The organism is Asanoa hainanensis (assembly GCF_900188485.1).
GTDB classification, from domain to species: domain Bacteria; phylum Actinomycetota; class Actinomycetes; order Mycobacteriales; family Micromonosporaceae; genus Asanoa; species Asanoa hainanensis.
Genome location: NZ_FZPH01000015.1, coordinates 1 through 15,759, shown reverse-complemented (window position 1 = coordinate 15,759; position 15,759 = coordinate 1). Strand labels below are relative to the sequence as shown.

Sequence of the window (15,759 nt, the reverse complement as noted above, 5' to 3'; positions counted from 1 at the left end):
GTCAGAGTAACCGGCCCGTCCGACAAAATTCGCTACGCCGTGGCCGGAACGCCGTGATACACAACCGGCGTGCGAAGAGTCTTGGAGTTCCCCGAGGTCCTGCGGCTGATCGAAGACCGCTCGGCGGCGTTCCGCGCGGTGGTCGCGTCCGCCCCCGACCTCGACGCGCCGGTCCCGAGCTGTCCGGAGTGGACGTTGCGCGAGTTGGCACAGCATCTCGGCGACGGCCGCCGCCGGCAGGCCGCCATCGTCGCGGCAGGCCCGGGCGCACAGCCGCCGCCGAAAACGGACCCGAAGGGCGCCCCGACCGCGCCCCGCGACCGTGCGGCTCTGGACGCCTGGCTGGCCGAGTCGACCGAGCTCATGCTCGACGCGATGCGCGCGGCCGGCCCGGCCCGCGGCTGCTGGACCTGGTGGGGCGACTCGCAGGCGCCACAGACCAGCGGAGCCGTGGCCCGGCACCAGATCCAGGAGCTCGCCGTCCACACGTACGACGCCCAGCTCACCGAAGGAGCGGCGCAGCCGCTGCCGGCGGACGTCGCGGTAGAGGGCGTCGACGAGTTCCTGACGACGGTGTCGGCGACGACGGTCCCGTGGCCGTTCAAGCCGGCGACCATCGACCTGCACGCGACCGAGGGCGGCTCCTGGCGCCTGACCCTCGACGCGGACGGCGTCCGCTGCGCGGACCTCGCCGCCGACGCGGAGCCAGGCAACCTGGCGATACGAGGCGCGGCGAGCGACCTGGTCCTCTACTTCTACGCGCGCGTTCCGCTGGACGTCCTGGAGACCACCGGCGACACGGAGCCGATGGAGCGACTCGCCGACTGGGACCCGTACGCCTAGGCTTCGCGACTCAGGTACCGGACCGGCTTGCCGAGCGACTCCGCGTACGCGATCTCCCGCCGGGTCGACTCACCCACGTAGCCGCCCGGATCCACGATGAACACCTCGTCGGCCATGCGAATCTTCTGGAAATGCACGCGACCGAGCCGCCCCTTCAGGTCCGCGGGGTCGACCGTCCAGTCGTAGTCGGGCAACTCGGGAAGGCCGAACATCCCCAAGCTGATCACGACGCAACCTTCCAGCGTGAGCCGCTGATTGACCTCGGCAAACTCGGCCGCGAACCTGGTCGAGCCGCAGAGCGTGATCACCTTCGCCGCACCCTCGTCCGACCGTGCCGCCTGCTGGTCCTCCACGAGGTCCATGATCGATGAACGGCCGGTGCCGGGTGTCGGTGGGGTCGATTCCGATAGCGGGGCGGACATCGCGCTGTGGTCGGGGCGGCTGCGCCGATGTGCCGATGGTGACGCCGGGCGGGCGCGGTGCAGGCCCGCGCCGGACGCAAAGCTGATGTCGAGGGCGTGGTGGGGGCTGCGGTCGGAGCCGTGGCTGGCGTTGGGGTTGGCACCAATGCCGAGGTGATGCCGGGGCGGAGGCCGCGCCAGACGCGTGGCTGATGTCGGGGGTGTGGTTGGGCTGCGGTCGGAGCCGGGCTGGCCGGCGTGGCGGTGGCTTGGCGTGGCGCGGGTGTGGGGCTGCGCCGGGATCGAGGCCGATGTGGGCGGTGGTCGCGGCGGCGGTCGGAGCCGAGGGTGACGCCGGGGCGGGCGTTGGTGCGGGCCTGCGCCGGACGCGTGGCTGACGTCGGGGTGTGGTTGGGCTGGGTCGGAGCCGGGGCTGGCCGGGGTGGCGGTGCCTGGCGTGGCCCGGGTGTGGGGCAGATGTGGGCGGCGGTCGGAGCCGAGGGTGACGCCGGGGCGGGCGTTGGTGCGGGCCTGCGCCGGACGCGTGGCTGATGTCGGGGTGTGGTTGGGCGGTGGTCGGAGCCGTGGCTGGTGTCGGGTGGCGTTGGGGTGGGCACCGACGCCGAGGTGATGCCAGGCGGGGGCTGCGCCGGACGCGAGCCTGATGTCGGGGTGTGGTTGGGCTGGGGTCGGAGCCAGGGCTGGCCGGGGTGGCGGTGCTTGGCGCGGCGCGGGTGCGGGGCCGCGTCGGGACCGAGGCCGATGTGGGCCGTAGTCGGGGCTGCGGTCAGAGCCGAGGCTGGTGCCGGGGGCGTTTGGAGTCGGCACCAACGCCGAGGTGATGTCGGGGCGGAGGCCGCGCCGGGCGTGAGGCTGATGTCGGGGCGTGGTCGGGCTGCGGTCGGGGCTGGCGCTCGCGGTGGGTCGGCACCGATGCCGAGGTGATGCCGGCGCTGGCGCGGGTGCGGGCGCGGGGGCTGCGCCGGGCGCGAGGCTGATGTCGGAGCGTGGTTTGGACTGCGGTCGGAGCCGAGCCTGGTGCCGGGACGGCGTTGGGGTCGGCACCGACGCCGAGGTGATGCCGCGGTGCGGGCGCGGGCGCGGGGCCGCGCCGGACTTGAGGCTGGTGTCGGGGCGTGGTTGGGGCTGCGGTCGGGGGAGCGGCGGCGGTGGGTCGATGCGGATGCCGGGCCGGGAGCGGTGCGGGCGCGGGGACTGAGGCGAAACCGAGGCTGATGCCTGCGCCGTTAACCAGGCTGATGCCGCGGATGCGGGGGAGACCTGGTTTTGCGGAGGATTAGCGCGTGCCGGAGCGCCTTGGTGGCCATTAGCCGACCGGCGCCGCCGTTCCGCGTGACGCCGAATCAGGCCCCAGGAACGGCGGCGCTCATGTTCGCGGCGGAATTCGTCAGCTGCGGGCGAATAACTGCGGGAAGCGGTGCGATCGCGCATGACGGCCAGCTCCGCCGTAGTGAAGAACTGAAGCTGCCGCATGCATTAATTGTGCGGCAATCGTCAGCAGAAATCCTGATTCGATCATGCCAAATAAGCGCGAAGGGTGGGAAACTTCGCGCGGGCTTGGCGCGGGCAATCATGTTGCGTTTCAGGCGATCCCACGCGGGATCGAAGCGGCGGAGCTGCTGGTGGCCGACACCGAGGCGAGCCAGCCGGGCGTATTCCCAGTGCCTGATTCGGGCGAGCAGCAGCGTTGCGTCATCCCATTTCCGATAGCATTAAAGAATTGTCGCGGCAGGACGAGTTCAACGCGTTCTGAGGCCGTCCAAAGCCAGCGCCAGCACCTTGCGGCGTTGTGCGCTATCCACGTATGTCGTCGAGGTCAGGCCCGACACCATCCGCAGCAGGTCGTCGAAGGTCACGTCGGGGCGGACCTCTTCGGCCTTCTGTGCGGCGGCCAGCAACGGCTCTCCCGCCTCGTGCATGGAGATGCGGCAGGCCCGGAACATCTCCGATTCCTGGCTCAACGCCTCCAGGACCGCCCGCTTCGGCACGATGTAGTCCACGAAGCGGTCCAGCCAGGTCACCAGCGCCTCCCACGGGGGTAGGCCCACCGTGGTCACGGCGATCTCCCGTAGCTGGTTGACCTCCTCCGTGTAGACCGCCTGGAACAAGGCCTCGCGCGTCGGGAAGTTGCGGTAGAGCGTGCCCGGGCCGACGCCCGCTCGTTTCGCGATGTCGTCCAGGGACGCCCCGGTGCCCTTCTCGCCGAAGGCCTCGGCGGCCGCGGCCAGCAGGGCGTCGTAGTTGCGCCGGGCGTCGGCGCGGAGGGGGCGCCGGGCGGCATCGCGGACCTCGGCCATGGAGATCCTCCTCACTCACTCTCGGGCTTGCAGACCGGAGACTTGTCTCCACTAATGTGGAGGCGTGTCTCGACTTTATCAGGCTTCGCCGAGGGTCATCTTCAGCGTGCTCGCGGCGGCGGTGGTGGTCTTCGCGCTGACGCAGTCGTTGGTGACCCCGGTGCTGCCCACCATCGCGCACGACCTGCACACGACCTCGACCACGGTGACCTGGGTGCTCACGGCCTGGCTCCTCGCCTCCTCGGTGTCCACCCCCATCCTGGGTCGCATCGGCGACGCGATAGGCAAGGACCGCACGGTGCTGGTGGCCCTCGCGGCGATCGCCGTGGGCTGTCTTCTGGCGGCTATCGCCCCGAATATCGGGATTCTCATCGTGGGTCGCGTCCTGCAAGGCGTCGGCGCTGCCGTGTTCCCGGTCTCCTTCGGCATCCTCCGCGACGAGTACCCGCAGGAGAAGCTGCACTCCGCCGTCGGCATCATGGCCGCGGTCATCGCGGCCGCGAGCGGCACGGGCATCGTGCTGGCCGGCCCGATCGTCAGCGCACTGAACTGGCGCTTCCTGTTCTGGTTCCCGATGATCGCCACGGTCGTCATCGGGATCCTGGCCTGGCGGCTCGTGCCGGCCTCGAAGACGCGGCACCCCGGAAAGATCAACTGGCTGGCCGCGATCCTGCTCTCCGGCTGGCTGGTCGCCCTGCTGCTGCCGCTGACCGACGGCAGCGAGTGGGGCTGGAGTTCGGGGAGGACCCTGGGCCTGTTCGCCCTCGCGGTGGTGCTGTTCGTCGCGTGGGTGGTCAGCGAGGTCCGCTCGTCCAGCCCCCTGATCGACATGCGGATGATGCGGCTGCCCGCGGTCTGGACCACGAACGCGGTCGCCCTGATCTTCGGTGCCGGGATGTTCGGGATCTTCGCCTTCCTGCCGCAGCTCATGCAGGTGCCGACCTCGTCCGGGTACGGCTTCGGCGCCAGCGTGACCAGGGCCGGCCTGCTGATGCTGCCGATGATGGGCATGATGGCGATCGTCGGCTCGCTGAGCGGACCGCTCACCCGCTGGGTCCCCGCGAAGGCACAGTTGATCACGGGTGCCGGCCTGACCACGCTGATGAGCCTGGCGATCGCGTTCCAGCACGACGCCGAGTGGAAGATCGCCGTGTTCGGAGGCATCTTCGGCGTCGGCCTGGGCCTGATCTACTCGCCGATGATCAACCTGATCGTGCAGAACGTGCCGAAGAGCCAGACCAGCGTCGCGAGCGGCATGAACACCAACATCCGCACGATCGGAGCCTCCATCGGTACGGCGGTCGTCAGCTCCGTGGTCGCGGCACACACCCTGCCCAGCGGGCTGCCGGCGGATCGCGGTTTCACGCTGTCGTTCACGATCACCGCCGTCGCCGAAGCGGCCGCCTTCTTCCTGGCCATGGCGGTGCCGGCCGCGAAGAAGCTCGCGAAGGCTCCGGAGCCCGAGGTCCTGCCCGAGCTCAGCCCGGTGGAGCTCTGAAAATGCGGAATGATCATGGCGTACGCTTCGGCGTCTTCGTCGCCCCCGACGCCGGTGCGATCGATCGGGTACGCGCGAACGTGGCGGCCGCCGACGCGACCGGCTTCGACTACGTGACGATTCAGGACCATCCGTACGTGGCCCAGTTCCTCGACACCTTCTCGTTGGCGGCGTCCCTGTTGAGCGAGAACCGGCGCATCCGGGTGATGACGGACGTCGCCAACCTGGCACTGCGCCCGCCGGCGATGCTGGCGAAGACGGCGGCGAGCCTCGACCTGCTCTCGGGCGGCAGGTTCGAGCTCGGCCTCGGTGGCGGCCGCAACTGGCCACAGATCGCCGGACTCGGCGGCCCGACCTGGTCTCCCGGCCAGACGGTGACGGCGGTCGAGGAGGCGATCCTCATTCTCCGTGCGATGTGGACAGACCAGCGGACGGCGCACCTGGACGGCAAGGTCTTCCACCTCGACGCGCAGACCGGACCCGCGCCGGCGCACAACGTCGGCATCTGGCTCGGCGCGGTCGGCCCGCGGATGCTCGACCTGGTCGGCCGGCGGGCCGACGGCTGGATCGCGCCGCTGGGCACGCCGTTCGAGTCCAAACCGGTGGCCCAGGAGCGCATCGACCGCGCCGCCGTGGCGGCCGGCCGCGAACCCACCGACGTGAGCCGCGTCATTCAACTCGTGGGATCGGTGACGGCCCGGCGAAGCACGACCGATCGACCCCGGACCGGCCCAGGCGCACAGCCGATCCTGACCACGCCCGAGATCTGGGGGCGGATCATCGCCGAGTTCGTCACCGAGGAGCGGTTCGACACCGTCAACTTCGTGCCGCACCCCGAGAACGTGGAGCAGATCTCGCTGTTCGGCACCGAGGTCATCCCCGCCGCCCGGGCCGCCATCAGGAAAGCGAGGTCGTGATGCTTCGCCTGCCCGACCATCTCGAGCGGTTTCTGATCGAGCCCGACGATCCCGCGTACGCGCGGGTGAGCAGCACCTACACCACCAAGGCACGGCCGGCCGGTGTCCTGTTCCCGCGCGGCGACCAGGACATCGCCGACGCGCTGGCGGCCGTGGCCGACACCTCGCTGCCGCTCTCGATCCGCAGTGGCGGGCACGGTCTGTCGGGGCGATCCACCAACGACGGTGGCCTGGTGATCGACCTGTCCCAGCTCGACCAGATCGAGGTCGTCGACCGGGACCGGCACCTCGTCCGGATCGGCCCCGGAGCCCGCTGGGGCACGGTCGCCGAGCGGCTGGCCACCGAAGGCCTCGTCATCAGCTCCGGCGACCACGGCAACGTCGGCGTCGGCGGGTCCGCCACCGGTGGGGGCGTCGGCTGGCTCGCCCGCGGCTACGGCCTGACCATCGACCACGTCCGCGCCGCCGAGCTGATCACTGTCGACGGCCGGCGGCTGCGCGTCACCGACACGACGGAGGGCGACCTCTTCTGGGCCCTGCGCGGGGCCGGGGCCGGGATCGGCGTCATCACCGCGTACGAGATCGAGGCGATGCCGCTCACAGGGGTGGGAGTCGCTGGCCTCACGTACCTGGTAGAGCCCCACGGCCAGACCCTGGCGGCGTGGGCGGCGGCCCTGTCCCGGTCGCCGCGCGAGCTGTCGGCCATGGCGAACCTGATGATGCAGGGCGACAACCTCGTCCTCAGTGTCACCGCCGTCGTCGCCTCGTCCCACGAGGACGTGATCCGGGACGCCCTGGCCCCGCTCCTGGCCGCCGGACCGGTGCACGCGCAGACGCAGGTCGTCCCGTACGACGCCCTGGTCTCGCCCGCACACCAGCACGCGAACGTCGGTCAGCAGGCCGCGACGGCGACCAGCGCGGCGCTGCGCGAGCTCGACGAGGACGCGGCCCGGGCGTTGGCGCGGGCCGCGCGAAGCCGGCATCGGCCCCTGATCCAGTTCCGGTCACTGGACGGCGCGGTGCGGGACGTCGATCCGGATGCCACGGCCTTCCACCACCGGTCCCACCAGTTCCTGGTCGCGGGCGTGGTGTTCGGCAGCCACCGGGACGCGGCTCTGGCCGACGCCTGGGGACCGGTCGCGGCACTCGCGGACGGCGCCTACCCCGGATTCGAGTCCCGGGGCGACGCGGACAGCTTCCGCCGCGCGTACCCCGGGCAAACGGGTCAGCGAGTGAGCGCGACCTGGCAGCGCATGGATCCCCGGGGCCTGATCCGACCGATCACGTGTGCGCCGGCAGCGGTTCGCGGTCGCGGCTCGGCAGGGCGGCCAGCGCGAGGCTGAGCAGCGCCGCGCCGCAACCCAGCAGGAAGAACAGCGAGAAGACCGGCTGGCCGAGCCACTCCCACATCGGGTGCCAGGACGGGTGCGGCTCGTCGATCGTGTGCCACGCCATCGTCGGGAGAGCGAGCAGCGCCGGCGCCCACCAGAGGAACAGGGCGATGCCCAGCAGCGTCTTCACCACCGCCCGGGCCGGGTGGCGTCCCTGCGTGCGGCGGCTGGCCCAGCCGAACAGGAGGAATGCGACCACCGCGCCCGCGAGGCCACCGGCGACCGCCAACGGGTAGACGGCGGCGGGCGTCGCCCGTTGGAAACCGCCCGAGATCCGTCCCGGGTTGTACGAGTCGGTGGGGGTGACCTCCAGCGTGAAGGTCGTGTCTCCGCGCCCCGCCACGATGGTGGTGCTCCGGGGGATCGTGGTCGGGTCGCAGGGTGGGCCGGCGCAGCCGTACACCTCGTGGAAGATGGGCCGGTAGACGGTCCAGCCGTGCGCGCGCAGGTTCTGCCGGGCCTGGTCGACGATCACCGCCGGATCCGTCATCGGCGGAAGTGGGGCCGAGCCCGCGACGCCCGCCTGCGCGTACTCGCCGCCGTCGCCGAGCAGCAGGTCACGGGTCGAGCGCAGGCTCAGCGGGGAGCCGTAGATGATGAACAGCGCGGGCGCGTCCTCGAGGTCGGCGAACTCCTGCTCGGGCAGGATCTCCGCGAGCATGGCCCGCGCCTCGGCGGCACGGGGAAGGGGACGGGCGGTCTGCCATCCGGCGCGCGCGGCGAACGCGGCGGCGAACAGGCCGCTGATGACCGCCGCGAGCACGGCCCACGTGACGACGGTGCGGCTGGCCGGCCGGCCCAGGCGGGCCCGCAGGCCGTGCCGGACCAGGTTGGCGGCCTCGCGGGCGCTCGGCCGGCGAAGGCCGGGAGCGGCCGCGTCGAGCAGCGCCCCGACGAGCTCGTCGCCCCGGGCCCGGCGGTACGCGCGGGGGTAGGCGAACAGCAGCCGGCGGTAGCGGCGGGCGAGCGGGCCGGTCATCACGCGGTCTCCGGGCGGACGGCACGGAGCCGGGTCTCGGCGGCCGTGGCGAGCTGGCGCAGCCGGGCGGTCTCGGCGGTCAGGGCGGCGAGGCCCGCGCTCCTGAGCCGGTAGTAGCGCCGCGTCCGCCCGTCGACCTCCTCCTCGCGGTCGGGCTCGATCAGCCCTTCCGCGGTGAGCCGGTCGAGTGCCGTGTAGAGGGTGCCGGTCAGCAGGCTGGTCCGCCCGCCGGAGAGCACCCGGACCTCCTGCACGATGCCGTAGCCGTGCCGGGGTCCGTCGGCCAGTGCCGTCAGGATGAGGAAGGTCGGTTCGCGCATCGCCGCCACGGCGTACACGATAGATAAATGATCAATCTATAGTCAACGGATTGGCGACCTTCAGTTGCCCGTGGTCGACGAGCCAGCGCACCGACTCCAGGATCGCGTCCTCCGGCTCGTAGCGCGGCGTATAGCCCAGCAGCGTGCGGGCCTTCTCGATGCTGAAGTAGTGGTCGCGGACGAGATGCTCCCAACTGAGCTGGGCGGCCTCCTCGCCCGCTCTGGCGCGGAACTGCTCCCACGTCACCGGCCGCAGGTCGGCGGTCAAGCCGAACCACGACGCCGCGATCTGGGCGTAGCCGCGCACGTTCAACGCCGAGGGCGCCACGACGCTGAAGTCCTCGCCCGCAGCGGCGTCACGATGCGCGAGGGCGGCCTCGAAGGCCTGCGCCACGTCGTCGGCGTGGACGTGGTGCATGAGCTCCGCGCCGATCCCCGGAATCTCCAGCGGCTGCCCGGCCGAGAGGCGGTGCCACACGGTCGGGTCGAGGTTGCCGAGCGGACCGATCGGGTGCCAGCCGGGGCCGACGATGTGACCCGGATGCAGCGACGTCGTGACCAGACCACCGGAGCGCGTCTCCTCCTTCAGCATCCGTGCGATGGCGTCCTTCGCGATGCCGTACGCGCCGATCGGTGGTGTCCCGGTGTCCTCGGTGACCGGCACCTTCGCGCTCGGGCCGCTGCGCCAGATGGATCCACAGTGGAGCAGGTGCCCGACGACGCCCCGCAGGCGGGAAACGAGGGCGGTCGCGGATTCCAGGTCGAAGCAGACGAGGTCGACGACGGCGTCGGGTGCGAGGTCGGCCACCTCGGCGGGGAAGGTGGCCGAAGCGCGGTCCGCGGTCACCTGACGCACCTGCCGCCAGGCGTCGTCCCGCACATAGCCGGCGTGCTGTCCGCGGCTGACGCTCACCACGTCGTGACCGGCGCGGACCAGCCGGGGAACCAGGAACGTGCCGATGTGCCCGCTGCCACCGATGACGACGACTCTCATGGCGTCAGACTATGCGGCGCCGCGGCGATCGCAGTGCTGGCCGACAACAACGTGAGCGCTGGTGGCGGCGTTCGCGTCACGCCCGGATCGGGGTTCCCGCACCAGCCGCGGAAACCGACCTCGGTGGGTCGTCCGAGCTTCGGTCGCTGGGCGTCTGTCCGGTTACGTTGCGGTTCATGCGACACGTCTGGACCTTGATCGCGGCCGCGGTCATCAGCCCGCTTTCCTGGCTCCTGCTCGCCTACGGCCAGGACAGATCCGTGCAGGCGTTCGCCGGCCAAGAAGGCGCAGGCCGGTTGGCCAAGGGCGATTTCGTCGGGCCGACCGTCGGTCTGGCCGCGGCCGGGCTCCTGCTTGGGCTCATCGCCACGTTGCGGTTCTCGCCGCTCGGCGCCACGCTCGCCGGGACCGCGTACGCCGGCAGCTACCTGGCCCTGCTCGTCGATCCCGACAAGGTGTGGGACGTGTTGCCGAAGAGCTTCTCCATGGCCGGCCACAGCCTCGACCTCACCACCCCACCGCGCACCGGCACGACGCTGGTGCTCGGTGCACTGCTGCTCGTCGCCGTCGTCAGCCGCGACCGCTGGCGGCGGTGGCCCGCGCCTGACGCCGCGGTCCCAGAGCAGGACGAAGCCCCGCCGATCCTGCTCGACGACCGCCCGGTCGGCATCGACGGCCTCGAGCTCACCCGGACCCGGTCCGGCGGACCGGAGCCGACGCCCGAACCGGTCTGGGCGAACCGACACGGCAACCCGCCACCGTCGGACTGGCCACCCAGCCGTTGACCCGGGCCGCGGCGCCGAACAGCGCGGCGGCCCGGGTGCGGACGCGCCCTACGGGGCCCGGTAGGCGGACCAGGCGTCGACCATCCGGGCGGCCTGGCCCGGCGTGAACGCGTACATGCAGGAGTCCTGGGTGTAGTCCATGAAGTTGGTGATCGGGTCGAGCCCGGCGGCGGAGCAGGTGTCGCGGCCGGTCGGGCAGTTGAACGCCGGCTCGGCCTCGGCCGGGGTGTCGGCGACCTGGTCGCCCGACTTGCTGCAGCCACCCTGGAAGGTGTGGTAGAGGTTCAGCCAGTGGCCGACCTCGTGGGTGGCGGTGTCGCCCAGGGCGTAGATGCCGGCCGTGCCACCCGGCAGCGACTCGCCGAGCACGACGACGCCGTCGGAGCTCTGCAGTTTGCGCTGCGGGAACGTGGCCCAGCCGAGCAGGTCGTCGCTGAGCTCGCCGGTGTAGATGTTGAGCGTGTCCTTGCCACCGACCCGCAGCGCCGCCTTCATCTCCCGCTCGGCGCGGGAGCCGTACACGATCGGATACCAGTCCGGTCGTACGGTCCGGGTGGTCGACTGGAGCTGGAACGCGAACGGGGTCGCCGCGCCACCGACGGCGCCGCCGTCGTACGAGTCGTTCAGGACGGCGATCTGCTGCTGGATCATCGAGTCCGGCAGGTAGCCGCCGGCCCGGGTGGTGTCCCGCGCGACGACGTGCACGACCACCGGGATGGTGACGGCGGCCAACGCCGTCGCGCCGGGTGGCCGGCGCCGGTCGGCGAGCACCGCGGCCAGGTCGCCCTCGCGCTGGCGCACCTGGGTGTCGGTGAGCGCGTTTGGGTCCTGATGGCCGGGCCGGCCGGGCCGGGCCTTGGCGTCGGCGTGCGTGGCCTCCGCCACGCAACCGGCGGGCGCTTGCGCGACCACGCCGGCGGCGGGCGCGGCGGCGAACCCCGCGCCCACGAGCAGGAGCAGGCCCGTCGCGGCCCGGGTCGCTCTTCGTGTGATGTTGACGTGCATGCGTCACCTCGGCAGCTTCGTCCGGGGTGGGCGGCTGGCCCACCTTTCCGGGTTAAGCGCCGTATGGACGCGCGTCGTTACGTGAGATCGTGGCGATGACGTCGCCCTGGGCGGCCTCTGCGCCTTCCTCGACCAGCAGCGTCACCACGCCGGCGGTCGGGGCCGGCACCTCGACGGTGACCTTGTCGACCTGCACCTCGGCCAGCACCTGTTCGGCCTCGACCCGCTCGCCGTCGCGGACGAACCAGGTCGCCACCACGCCCCGCGCTGTCGGGTCCTTCCGCGACAGCGCGGGGAACGGCACCTGGGTCATGCGCCCACCACGGCCCGGATCGCCGCCTCGATCCGCTCTGGCCGAGGCAGCACCGCGTACTCCAGCGCGTGCGCGTACGGGATCGGCACGTCCGGCACGGCGACGCGGGCGACCTTGGCGCGCAGCAACCCCGGGTCGACGTCGGTGACGGTGGCGACGACCTCGCCCGACAGGCCGTACGACAGGTAGTCCTCGTCGACGACCACGAGCCGGCCCGTCTTCGCCACCGAGGTGAGGATCGCCTCGCGGTCCAGCGGCACCAGGCTGCGCAGGTCGAGCACCTCGACGTCGACGCCCTCGGTGGCCAGGCGGTCGGCCACGTCGAGCGCGTGGTGCACCGACAGCGACACCGTCACCACCGTGACGTCGGAGCCTGCCCGGGCCACGCGGGCCTTGCCGATCGGCACGGTGAACGGCTCGTCGGGCACCTCGTCGACCGAGCGCGGGTTCTTCGCCATCCACGGCAGCCCCAGCACTCCCTTGTGGAACATGTAGACGACCGGGCTGTCGTCACGGATGGCGGAAATCATCAGACCCTTGGCGTCGTACGGGTTGCTGGGCACCACGACCTTCATGCCCGGCAGGTGCGCGAACGTGCCCCACAGGCACTGCGAGTGCTGCGCGCCGTCGCTGTAGCCGCCGCCGACCGCGGTGGTCAGCACCATCGGCACCTTGACGTTGCCGCCGGACTCGTACGAGATCTTCGCCATGTGGTTGTAGATCTGGTCCATGCAGACGCCGAAGAAGTCGACGAACATCAGCTCGACGATCGGCCGCAGCCCCTCGACCGCGGCGCCGATGCCCAGGCCGATGAACGCCGTCTCGGAGATCGGGGTGTCGATGACGCGGGTGGCGCCGAACCGGTCGAGCAGGCCGGTCGAGGAGCTGAAGATGCCGCCGTACGCGCCGACGTCCTCGCCCAGCACGATCACCGACTCGTCGCGTTCCATCTCGGCCGCGATGCCGTCGACCATCGCCTTGGCGGTGGTGAGGCGGTGCCTGCTTGCCGTGGCGGTCATGCCGGGCCTCCGTCCGCGAACACGTACCTGCCCGCCTCTGCGGGGTCTGGTGCGGGGCTCTCCTTGGCGAACCGCACGGCGTCCTCGACCTTCTCGACGGCCTCGGCCTTGACCGCGGCCGCGCCCGCCTCGTCCAGCAGCCCCGCCTCCCTTAGCGTCCGCTCGTAGGTGGGCAGCGGGTCGCGGCCCGGCACGTCCTCGATGTCCTTGCGGTACGCCTGCGCGTCCCCCTCGAAGTGGCCCCACAGCCGCAGCGTGTGCACCTCGATCAGGCTCGGCCCGTCGCCGGCCCGGGCCCGGGCGACCGCTCTGCCCGCCGCCGCGTACACGGCCTCGACCGCGTTGTCCTCGATCCGCTCACCGGGCATGTCGTAGCCGGCCGCCCTTACCGCGTTGGACGGCACACAGGTCGACGATGCGCGGGGCACCGAGATGCCCCAGTCGTTGTCCTCCACCACGAACACGACCGGCAGCCGCCACAGCGCGGCCAGGTTCAGCGACTCGTGGAACGCTCCCTGGTTCGCGGCGCCCTCACCGGTCACCGCGACCGCGACCCGGTCGGTGCCCTTGCGCTGGAACGCGAACGCCTGCCCCAGCGCCGGCGGGTAGCCCTCGGCGATGATCCCGGAACAGGAGAAGTGCGTGGCCGGGTCGAACAGGTGCATGTGGCCGCCGCGCCCCCGTCCGAGGCCGGTCTCCCGACCGAAGATCTCGGCGGCCATCCGGCGCAGGTCGATGCCGTGCGCGATCGCGAAGTGGTGCGGCCGGTGCGTGGCCGTGACCGCGTCGTCGGTGGTCAGGTGCGCGCACACCCCGGCGGCGACGGGCTCCTGCCCGGCGGCCAGGTGCATCTCACCGGGTACGAGGCCCTTGCCGATGTCGAACCCGGGGCCCTTGTCCGCGTGGTACTCGCGCAGCATCGCCTCCTCGAAGGTGCGCGCCAGCACCATCGTGCGGTACAGCTCGACGCGGGTCCCGTCGTCCGGTGGTGCGGTCATGCTGACCCTCCTTCGTCGGCTTGCCTTTCAGGCAGCCTCGGACGGAGCGGGTTCGCGGGCCAACCGCTGGATTTCAGATGGTGGTACGCCGGTCAGCCGGTGATCGCGAGGGAGGCCAGCCGGGCGGTGCGGGCGAGGGCGTCGCCGCGGCCGATGACCTGAGCGAGCCGGTGTGCCGGCACCGACACGGCCACCGCGCCGACCACCTCCGGCGCGGCGAACGCGGCCGCGACGCACGCCGTACCCACCGAATATTCCTGCCGGTCGACGGCGAGCGGGCCGCCCGCGCCGATCTCGCGCAGCAGGCTGGCGCGGTCCGTGATCGTGTGCCGGGTGAGGTCCGGCAGGTCGTGCCGAGACAGGTAGTCGGCGCGCTCGTCCTCGCCGAGGCCGCCGAGCACGGCCTTGCCGAGCGCGCAGGCGTGCCCGGCGTCGTGGAACCCGACCCACAGGTCGACCCGGGGCGTGTCCGGCCCGTCGGCGATGTCGACGACCCGGATCTCGCCGTCGACGTAGAGCGACAGGTAGGCCGCGGCCCGCAGCTCGTCGCGCAGGGCCTGGAGCAACGGGCGGACCTTGGCGATCGCGAGGTTGCGGCTCGTGGGCTGGCCGAGCGCCATGATCCGGTCGCCGAGCACGTAGCCGTCGCCCTCGCGGCGCAGGTAGCGCTCGTGCACGAGGGTCCGCAGCAGGTGGTAGGTCGTGGACAGGTGCTGGTCGGTGATCCGCGCGAGGACCTTGGCCGGGACGGGTCGATCACTGGCACCGACCGCGTCGACCAGGTTGAGCGCCCGCCGCACGGAGTTGATCAGGGTCGGTTGGGCCATCTCCGCACCGCCTTCCGCGTGGCACAAGACCATCACGGATCCGGCGGTACGGGCGATGTCCGTTCTCGCGGATCGCGTGCTTAGACCCCGATGGCCGCGTGGGCTTCCTCGATGGACCGCAGGTGCCGTGGGCCTCGCTGGCCTCGGCGATGGCGCGGGCCTCGTCGATGATCGCGCGGGCGTCGTCGTGCCGCCCCTGCCCGGCGGCGATGTAGGCCAGCCCCACCAGGTTCGCGGCCACGCCCGGCAGGTGGCCGAGCTCCTTGCGCAGCTCGACGGACGCCTCGAGGTGCTCGCGCGCGGTGTCCAGCCGGCCGGCGGCGTGCTCGGCGACGCCCAGGTGCCGCAGCGCGTACGACATGGTCCGCCGGTCTTCGATCTGCTTGGCGAGCGCGTGCGCCCGCTCGAACGCGGGCACCGCGGCGACGTCGTTGCCCTCGACCACCTGGTGGTAGATGCCGATCCAGAAGTGCGACTCGGCCTCGCCGCGGACGTCACCGATCGCCTGGAACAGCACCAGCGCCTGCTCGAAGAGGGCGAGCTCGCGCAGGTCCACCTCGCCGTTCTCGAGGAAACGGCCGTGCACGATCCGGCCGCGGGCCAGCGCGAGATCGGCCCGCACGGCGTCGAGCTGCTGCTCGGCCACACCGAGCGCGCCGGCGTCGCCGCCGAACACGAAGCTGTCGTAGAGGTTCCGGGTCTGCTCGATCCGGTCTTCCATGCCACTGCCCCCGTCAGGTCAGGAAAGAGAAAGACGAACCTTAACGTCTTGGTCGCCAGGGCTCACCCCCGGGCACTAGTAGGGCTTTGTCACCCTTCGAGTGGCTGATGGTGACGGGTTCGGGTTGATGTTGGTGTCGTCGAGGAATGGACACTGCGCAGGTACGACGGCTCGGCGATGATCTGGCGGAGTATGTCGGGGATGTGTTCGCGTCGCTGAGATACGCGGGTTGGCAGGACCGGGCCGGGCATTATCTGCGTGGCCTGATGCTCGATGGTCGGCGTAAGTCGATCCAGCCGATGGCGGCCCGGTTGCGCGGGCCACACGAGCAGGCGTTGAACCATTTCGTCACGAACAGCCCGTGGGACGTGACGCCGGTGCGCCGCAGGATCGCCGAACGCATGAACGAGGCGTTGGATGATGCGGCCTG

General features: G+C 71.6%; 17 protein-coding genes. 6 read left to right on the top strand and 11 right to left on the bottom strand.

What is annotated here, in order from left to right; all coding sequences use genetic code 11:
* The first annotated feature begins 69 nt into the window (after window positions 1-69).
* The gene (locus CHC05_RS30075; protein WP_089253992.1) at window positions 70-843 is read left to right on the top strand and encodes a maleylpyruvate isomerase N-terminal domain-containing protein; all 774 of its coding nucleotides are present in this window, start codon (window positions 70-72) and stop codon (window positions 841-843) included.
* Here CHC05_RS30075 and CHC05_RS30070 read toward each other — a convergent pair.
* Together CHC05_RS30070 and CHC05_RS30065 are read right to left on the bottom strand one after the other, a co-directional pair.
* Window positions 840-1,196, bottom strand: a complete 357-nt coding sequence (locus CHC05_RS30070) for a hypothetical protein (RefSeq protein WP_218824716.1) — start codon at window positions 1,194-1,196, stop codon at window positions 840-842. The genes CHC05_RS30075 and CHC05_RS30070 overlap by 4 nt on opposite strands.
* Before the next feature lie 1,808 nt (window positions 1,197-3,004).
* Window positions 3,005-3,562, bottom strand: coding sequence for a TetR/AcrR family transcriptional regulator (locus CHC05_RS30065; protein WP_089253990.1), 558 nt, complete (start codon window positions 3,560-3,562; stop codon window positions 3,005-3,007).
* 64 nt (window positions 3,563-3,626) lie between these two features.
* On the opposite strand from CHC05_RS30065, the gene CHC05_RS30060 reads away from it, so the two are divergent.
* From CHC05_RS30060 to CHC05_RS30050, 3 genes are read left to right on the top strand one after another with little or no spacing between them, the layout of a single operon-like run.
* Entirely contained in the window at window positions 3,627-5,060 is a 1,434-nt protein-coding gene (locus tag CHC05_RS30060) for an MFS transporter (protein ID WP_089253989.1), read from the top strand.
* A gap of 2 nt (window positions 5,061-5,062) precedes the next feature.
* Window positions 5,063-5,977 carry an LLM class flavin-dependent oxidoreductase gene (locus CHC05_RS30055; protein ID WP_089253988.1) on the top strand — a complete coding sequence of 305 codons (915 nt, stop codon included), beginning with the start codon at window positions 5,063-5,065 and terminating at the stop codon, window positions 5,975-5,977.
* Window positions 5,977-7,320 (top strand): FAD-binding oxidoreductase, encoded by a 1,344-nt coding sequence (locus CHC05_RS30050; protein WP_089253987.1) that lies wholly within the window; start codon window positions 5,977-5,979, stop codon window positions 7,318-7,320. Before CHC05_RS30055 ends, CHC05_RS30050 begins: the two co-directional genes overlap by 1 nt.
* On the opposite strand, the gene CHC05_RS30045 is transcribed toward CHC05_RS30050, so the two are convergent.
* The 3 genes from CHC05_RS30045 to CHC05_RS30035 are packed head-to-tail and all read right to left on the bottom strand — an operon-like array spanning window position 7,259 to window position 9,661.
* Entirely contained in the window at window positions 7,259-8,347 is a 1,089-nt protein-coding gene (locus CHC05_RS30045) for a hypothetical protein (RefSeq protein ID WP_089253986.1), read from the bottom strand. The two genes, CHC05_RS30050 and CHC05_RS30045, sit on opposite strands and share 62 nt — an antisense overlap.
* Window positions 8,347-8,667: a PadR family transcriptional regulator gene (locus CHC05_RS30040; RefSeq protein ID WP_089254182.1), complete on the bottom strand. Its 321-nt coding sequence runs from the start codon at window positions 8,665-8,667 to the stop codon at window positions 8,347-8,349. Before CHC05_RS30040 ends, CHC05_RS30045 begins: the two co-directional genes overlap by 1 nt.
* A 31-nt stretch (window positions 8,668-8,698) precedes the next feature.
* On the bottom strand, window positions 8,699-9,661 hold the full coding sequence (locus CHC05_RS30035) for an NAD-dependent epimerase/dehydratase family protein (RefSeq protein WP_089253985.1): 963 nt from the start codon (window positions 9,659-9,661) through the stop codon (window positions 8,699-8,701).
* 176 nt (window positions 9,662-9,837) lie between these two features.
* On the opposite strand from CHC05_RS30035, the gene CHC05_RS30030 reads away from it, so the two are divergent.
* Window positions 9,838-10,446 (top strand): hypothetical protein, encoded by a 609-nt coding sequence (locus tag CHC05_RS30030; RefSeq protein ID WP_089253984.1) that lies wholly within the window; start codon window positions 9,838-9,840, stop codon window positions 10,444-10,446.
* Window positions 10,447-10,494: 48 nt separating this feature from the next.
* Here the strand turns inward: CHC05_RS30030 and CHC05_RS30025 are convergent, their stop codons facing one another.
* The 6 genes from CHC05_RS30025 to CHC05_RS30000 form a co-directional block, all read right to left on the bottom strand.
* Window positions 10,495-11,451, bottom strand: a complete 957-nt coding sequence (locus tag CHC05_RS30025) for a zinc metalloprotease (protein ID WP_089253983.1) — start codon at window positions 11,449-11,451, stop codon at window positions 10,495-10,497.
* A 52-nt stretch (window positions 11,452-11,503) separates the two neighbouring features.
* Window positions 11,504-11,764 (bottom strand): biotin/lipoyl-containing protein, encoded by a 261-nt coding sequence (locus CHC05_RS30020; protein ID WP_089253982.1) that lies wholly within the window; start codon window positions 11,762-11,764, stop codon window positions 11,504-11,506.
* Window positions 11,761-12,783, bottom strand: a complete 1,023-nt coding sequence (locus tag CHC05_RS30015) for an alpha-ketoacid dehydrogenase subunit beta (protein ID WP_089253981.1) — start codon at window positions 12,781-12,783, stop codon at window positions 11,761-11,763. The genes CHC05_RS30020 and CHC05_RS30015 overlap by 4 nt, the downstream gene beginning before the upstream one ends.
* Window positions 12,780-13,781, bottom strand: a complete 1,002-nt coding sequence (locus CHC05_RS30010; RefSeq protein WP_089253980.1) for a thiamine pyrophosphate-dependent dehydrogenase E1 component subunit alpha — start codon at window positions 13,779-13,781, stop codon at window positions 12,780-12,782. Before CHC05_RS30010 ends, CHC05_RS30015 begins: the two co-directional genes overlap by 4 nt.
* 92 nt (window positions 13,782-13,873) lie before the next feature.
* The gene (locus CHC05_RS30005; RefSeq protein ID WP_089253979.1) at window positions 13,874-14,608 is read right to left on the bottom strand and encodes an IclR family transcriptional regulator; all 735 of its coding nucleotides are present in this window, start codon (window positions 14,606-14,608) and stop codon (window positions 13,874-13,876) included.
* Window positions 14,538-15,329 (bottom strand): tetratricopeptide repeat protein, encoded by a 792-nt coding sequence (locus CHC05_RS30000; protein ID WP_245871291.1) that lies wholly within the window; start codon window positions 15,327-15,329, stop codon window positions 14,538-14,540. Before CHC05_RS30000 ends, CHC05_RS30005 begins: the two co-directional genes overlap by 71 nt.
* Before the next feature lie 146 nt (window positions 15,330-15,475).
* On the opposite strand from CHC05_RS30000, the gene CHC05_RS29995 reads away from it, so the two are divergent.
* A partial coding sequence (locus CHC05_RS29995; RefSeq protein WP_144022469.1) for a transposase occupies window positions 15,476-15,759 on the top strand: 284 nt, incomplete at its 3' end.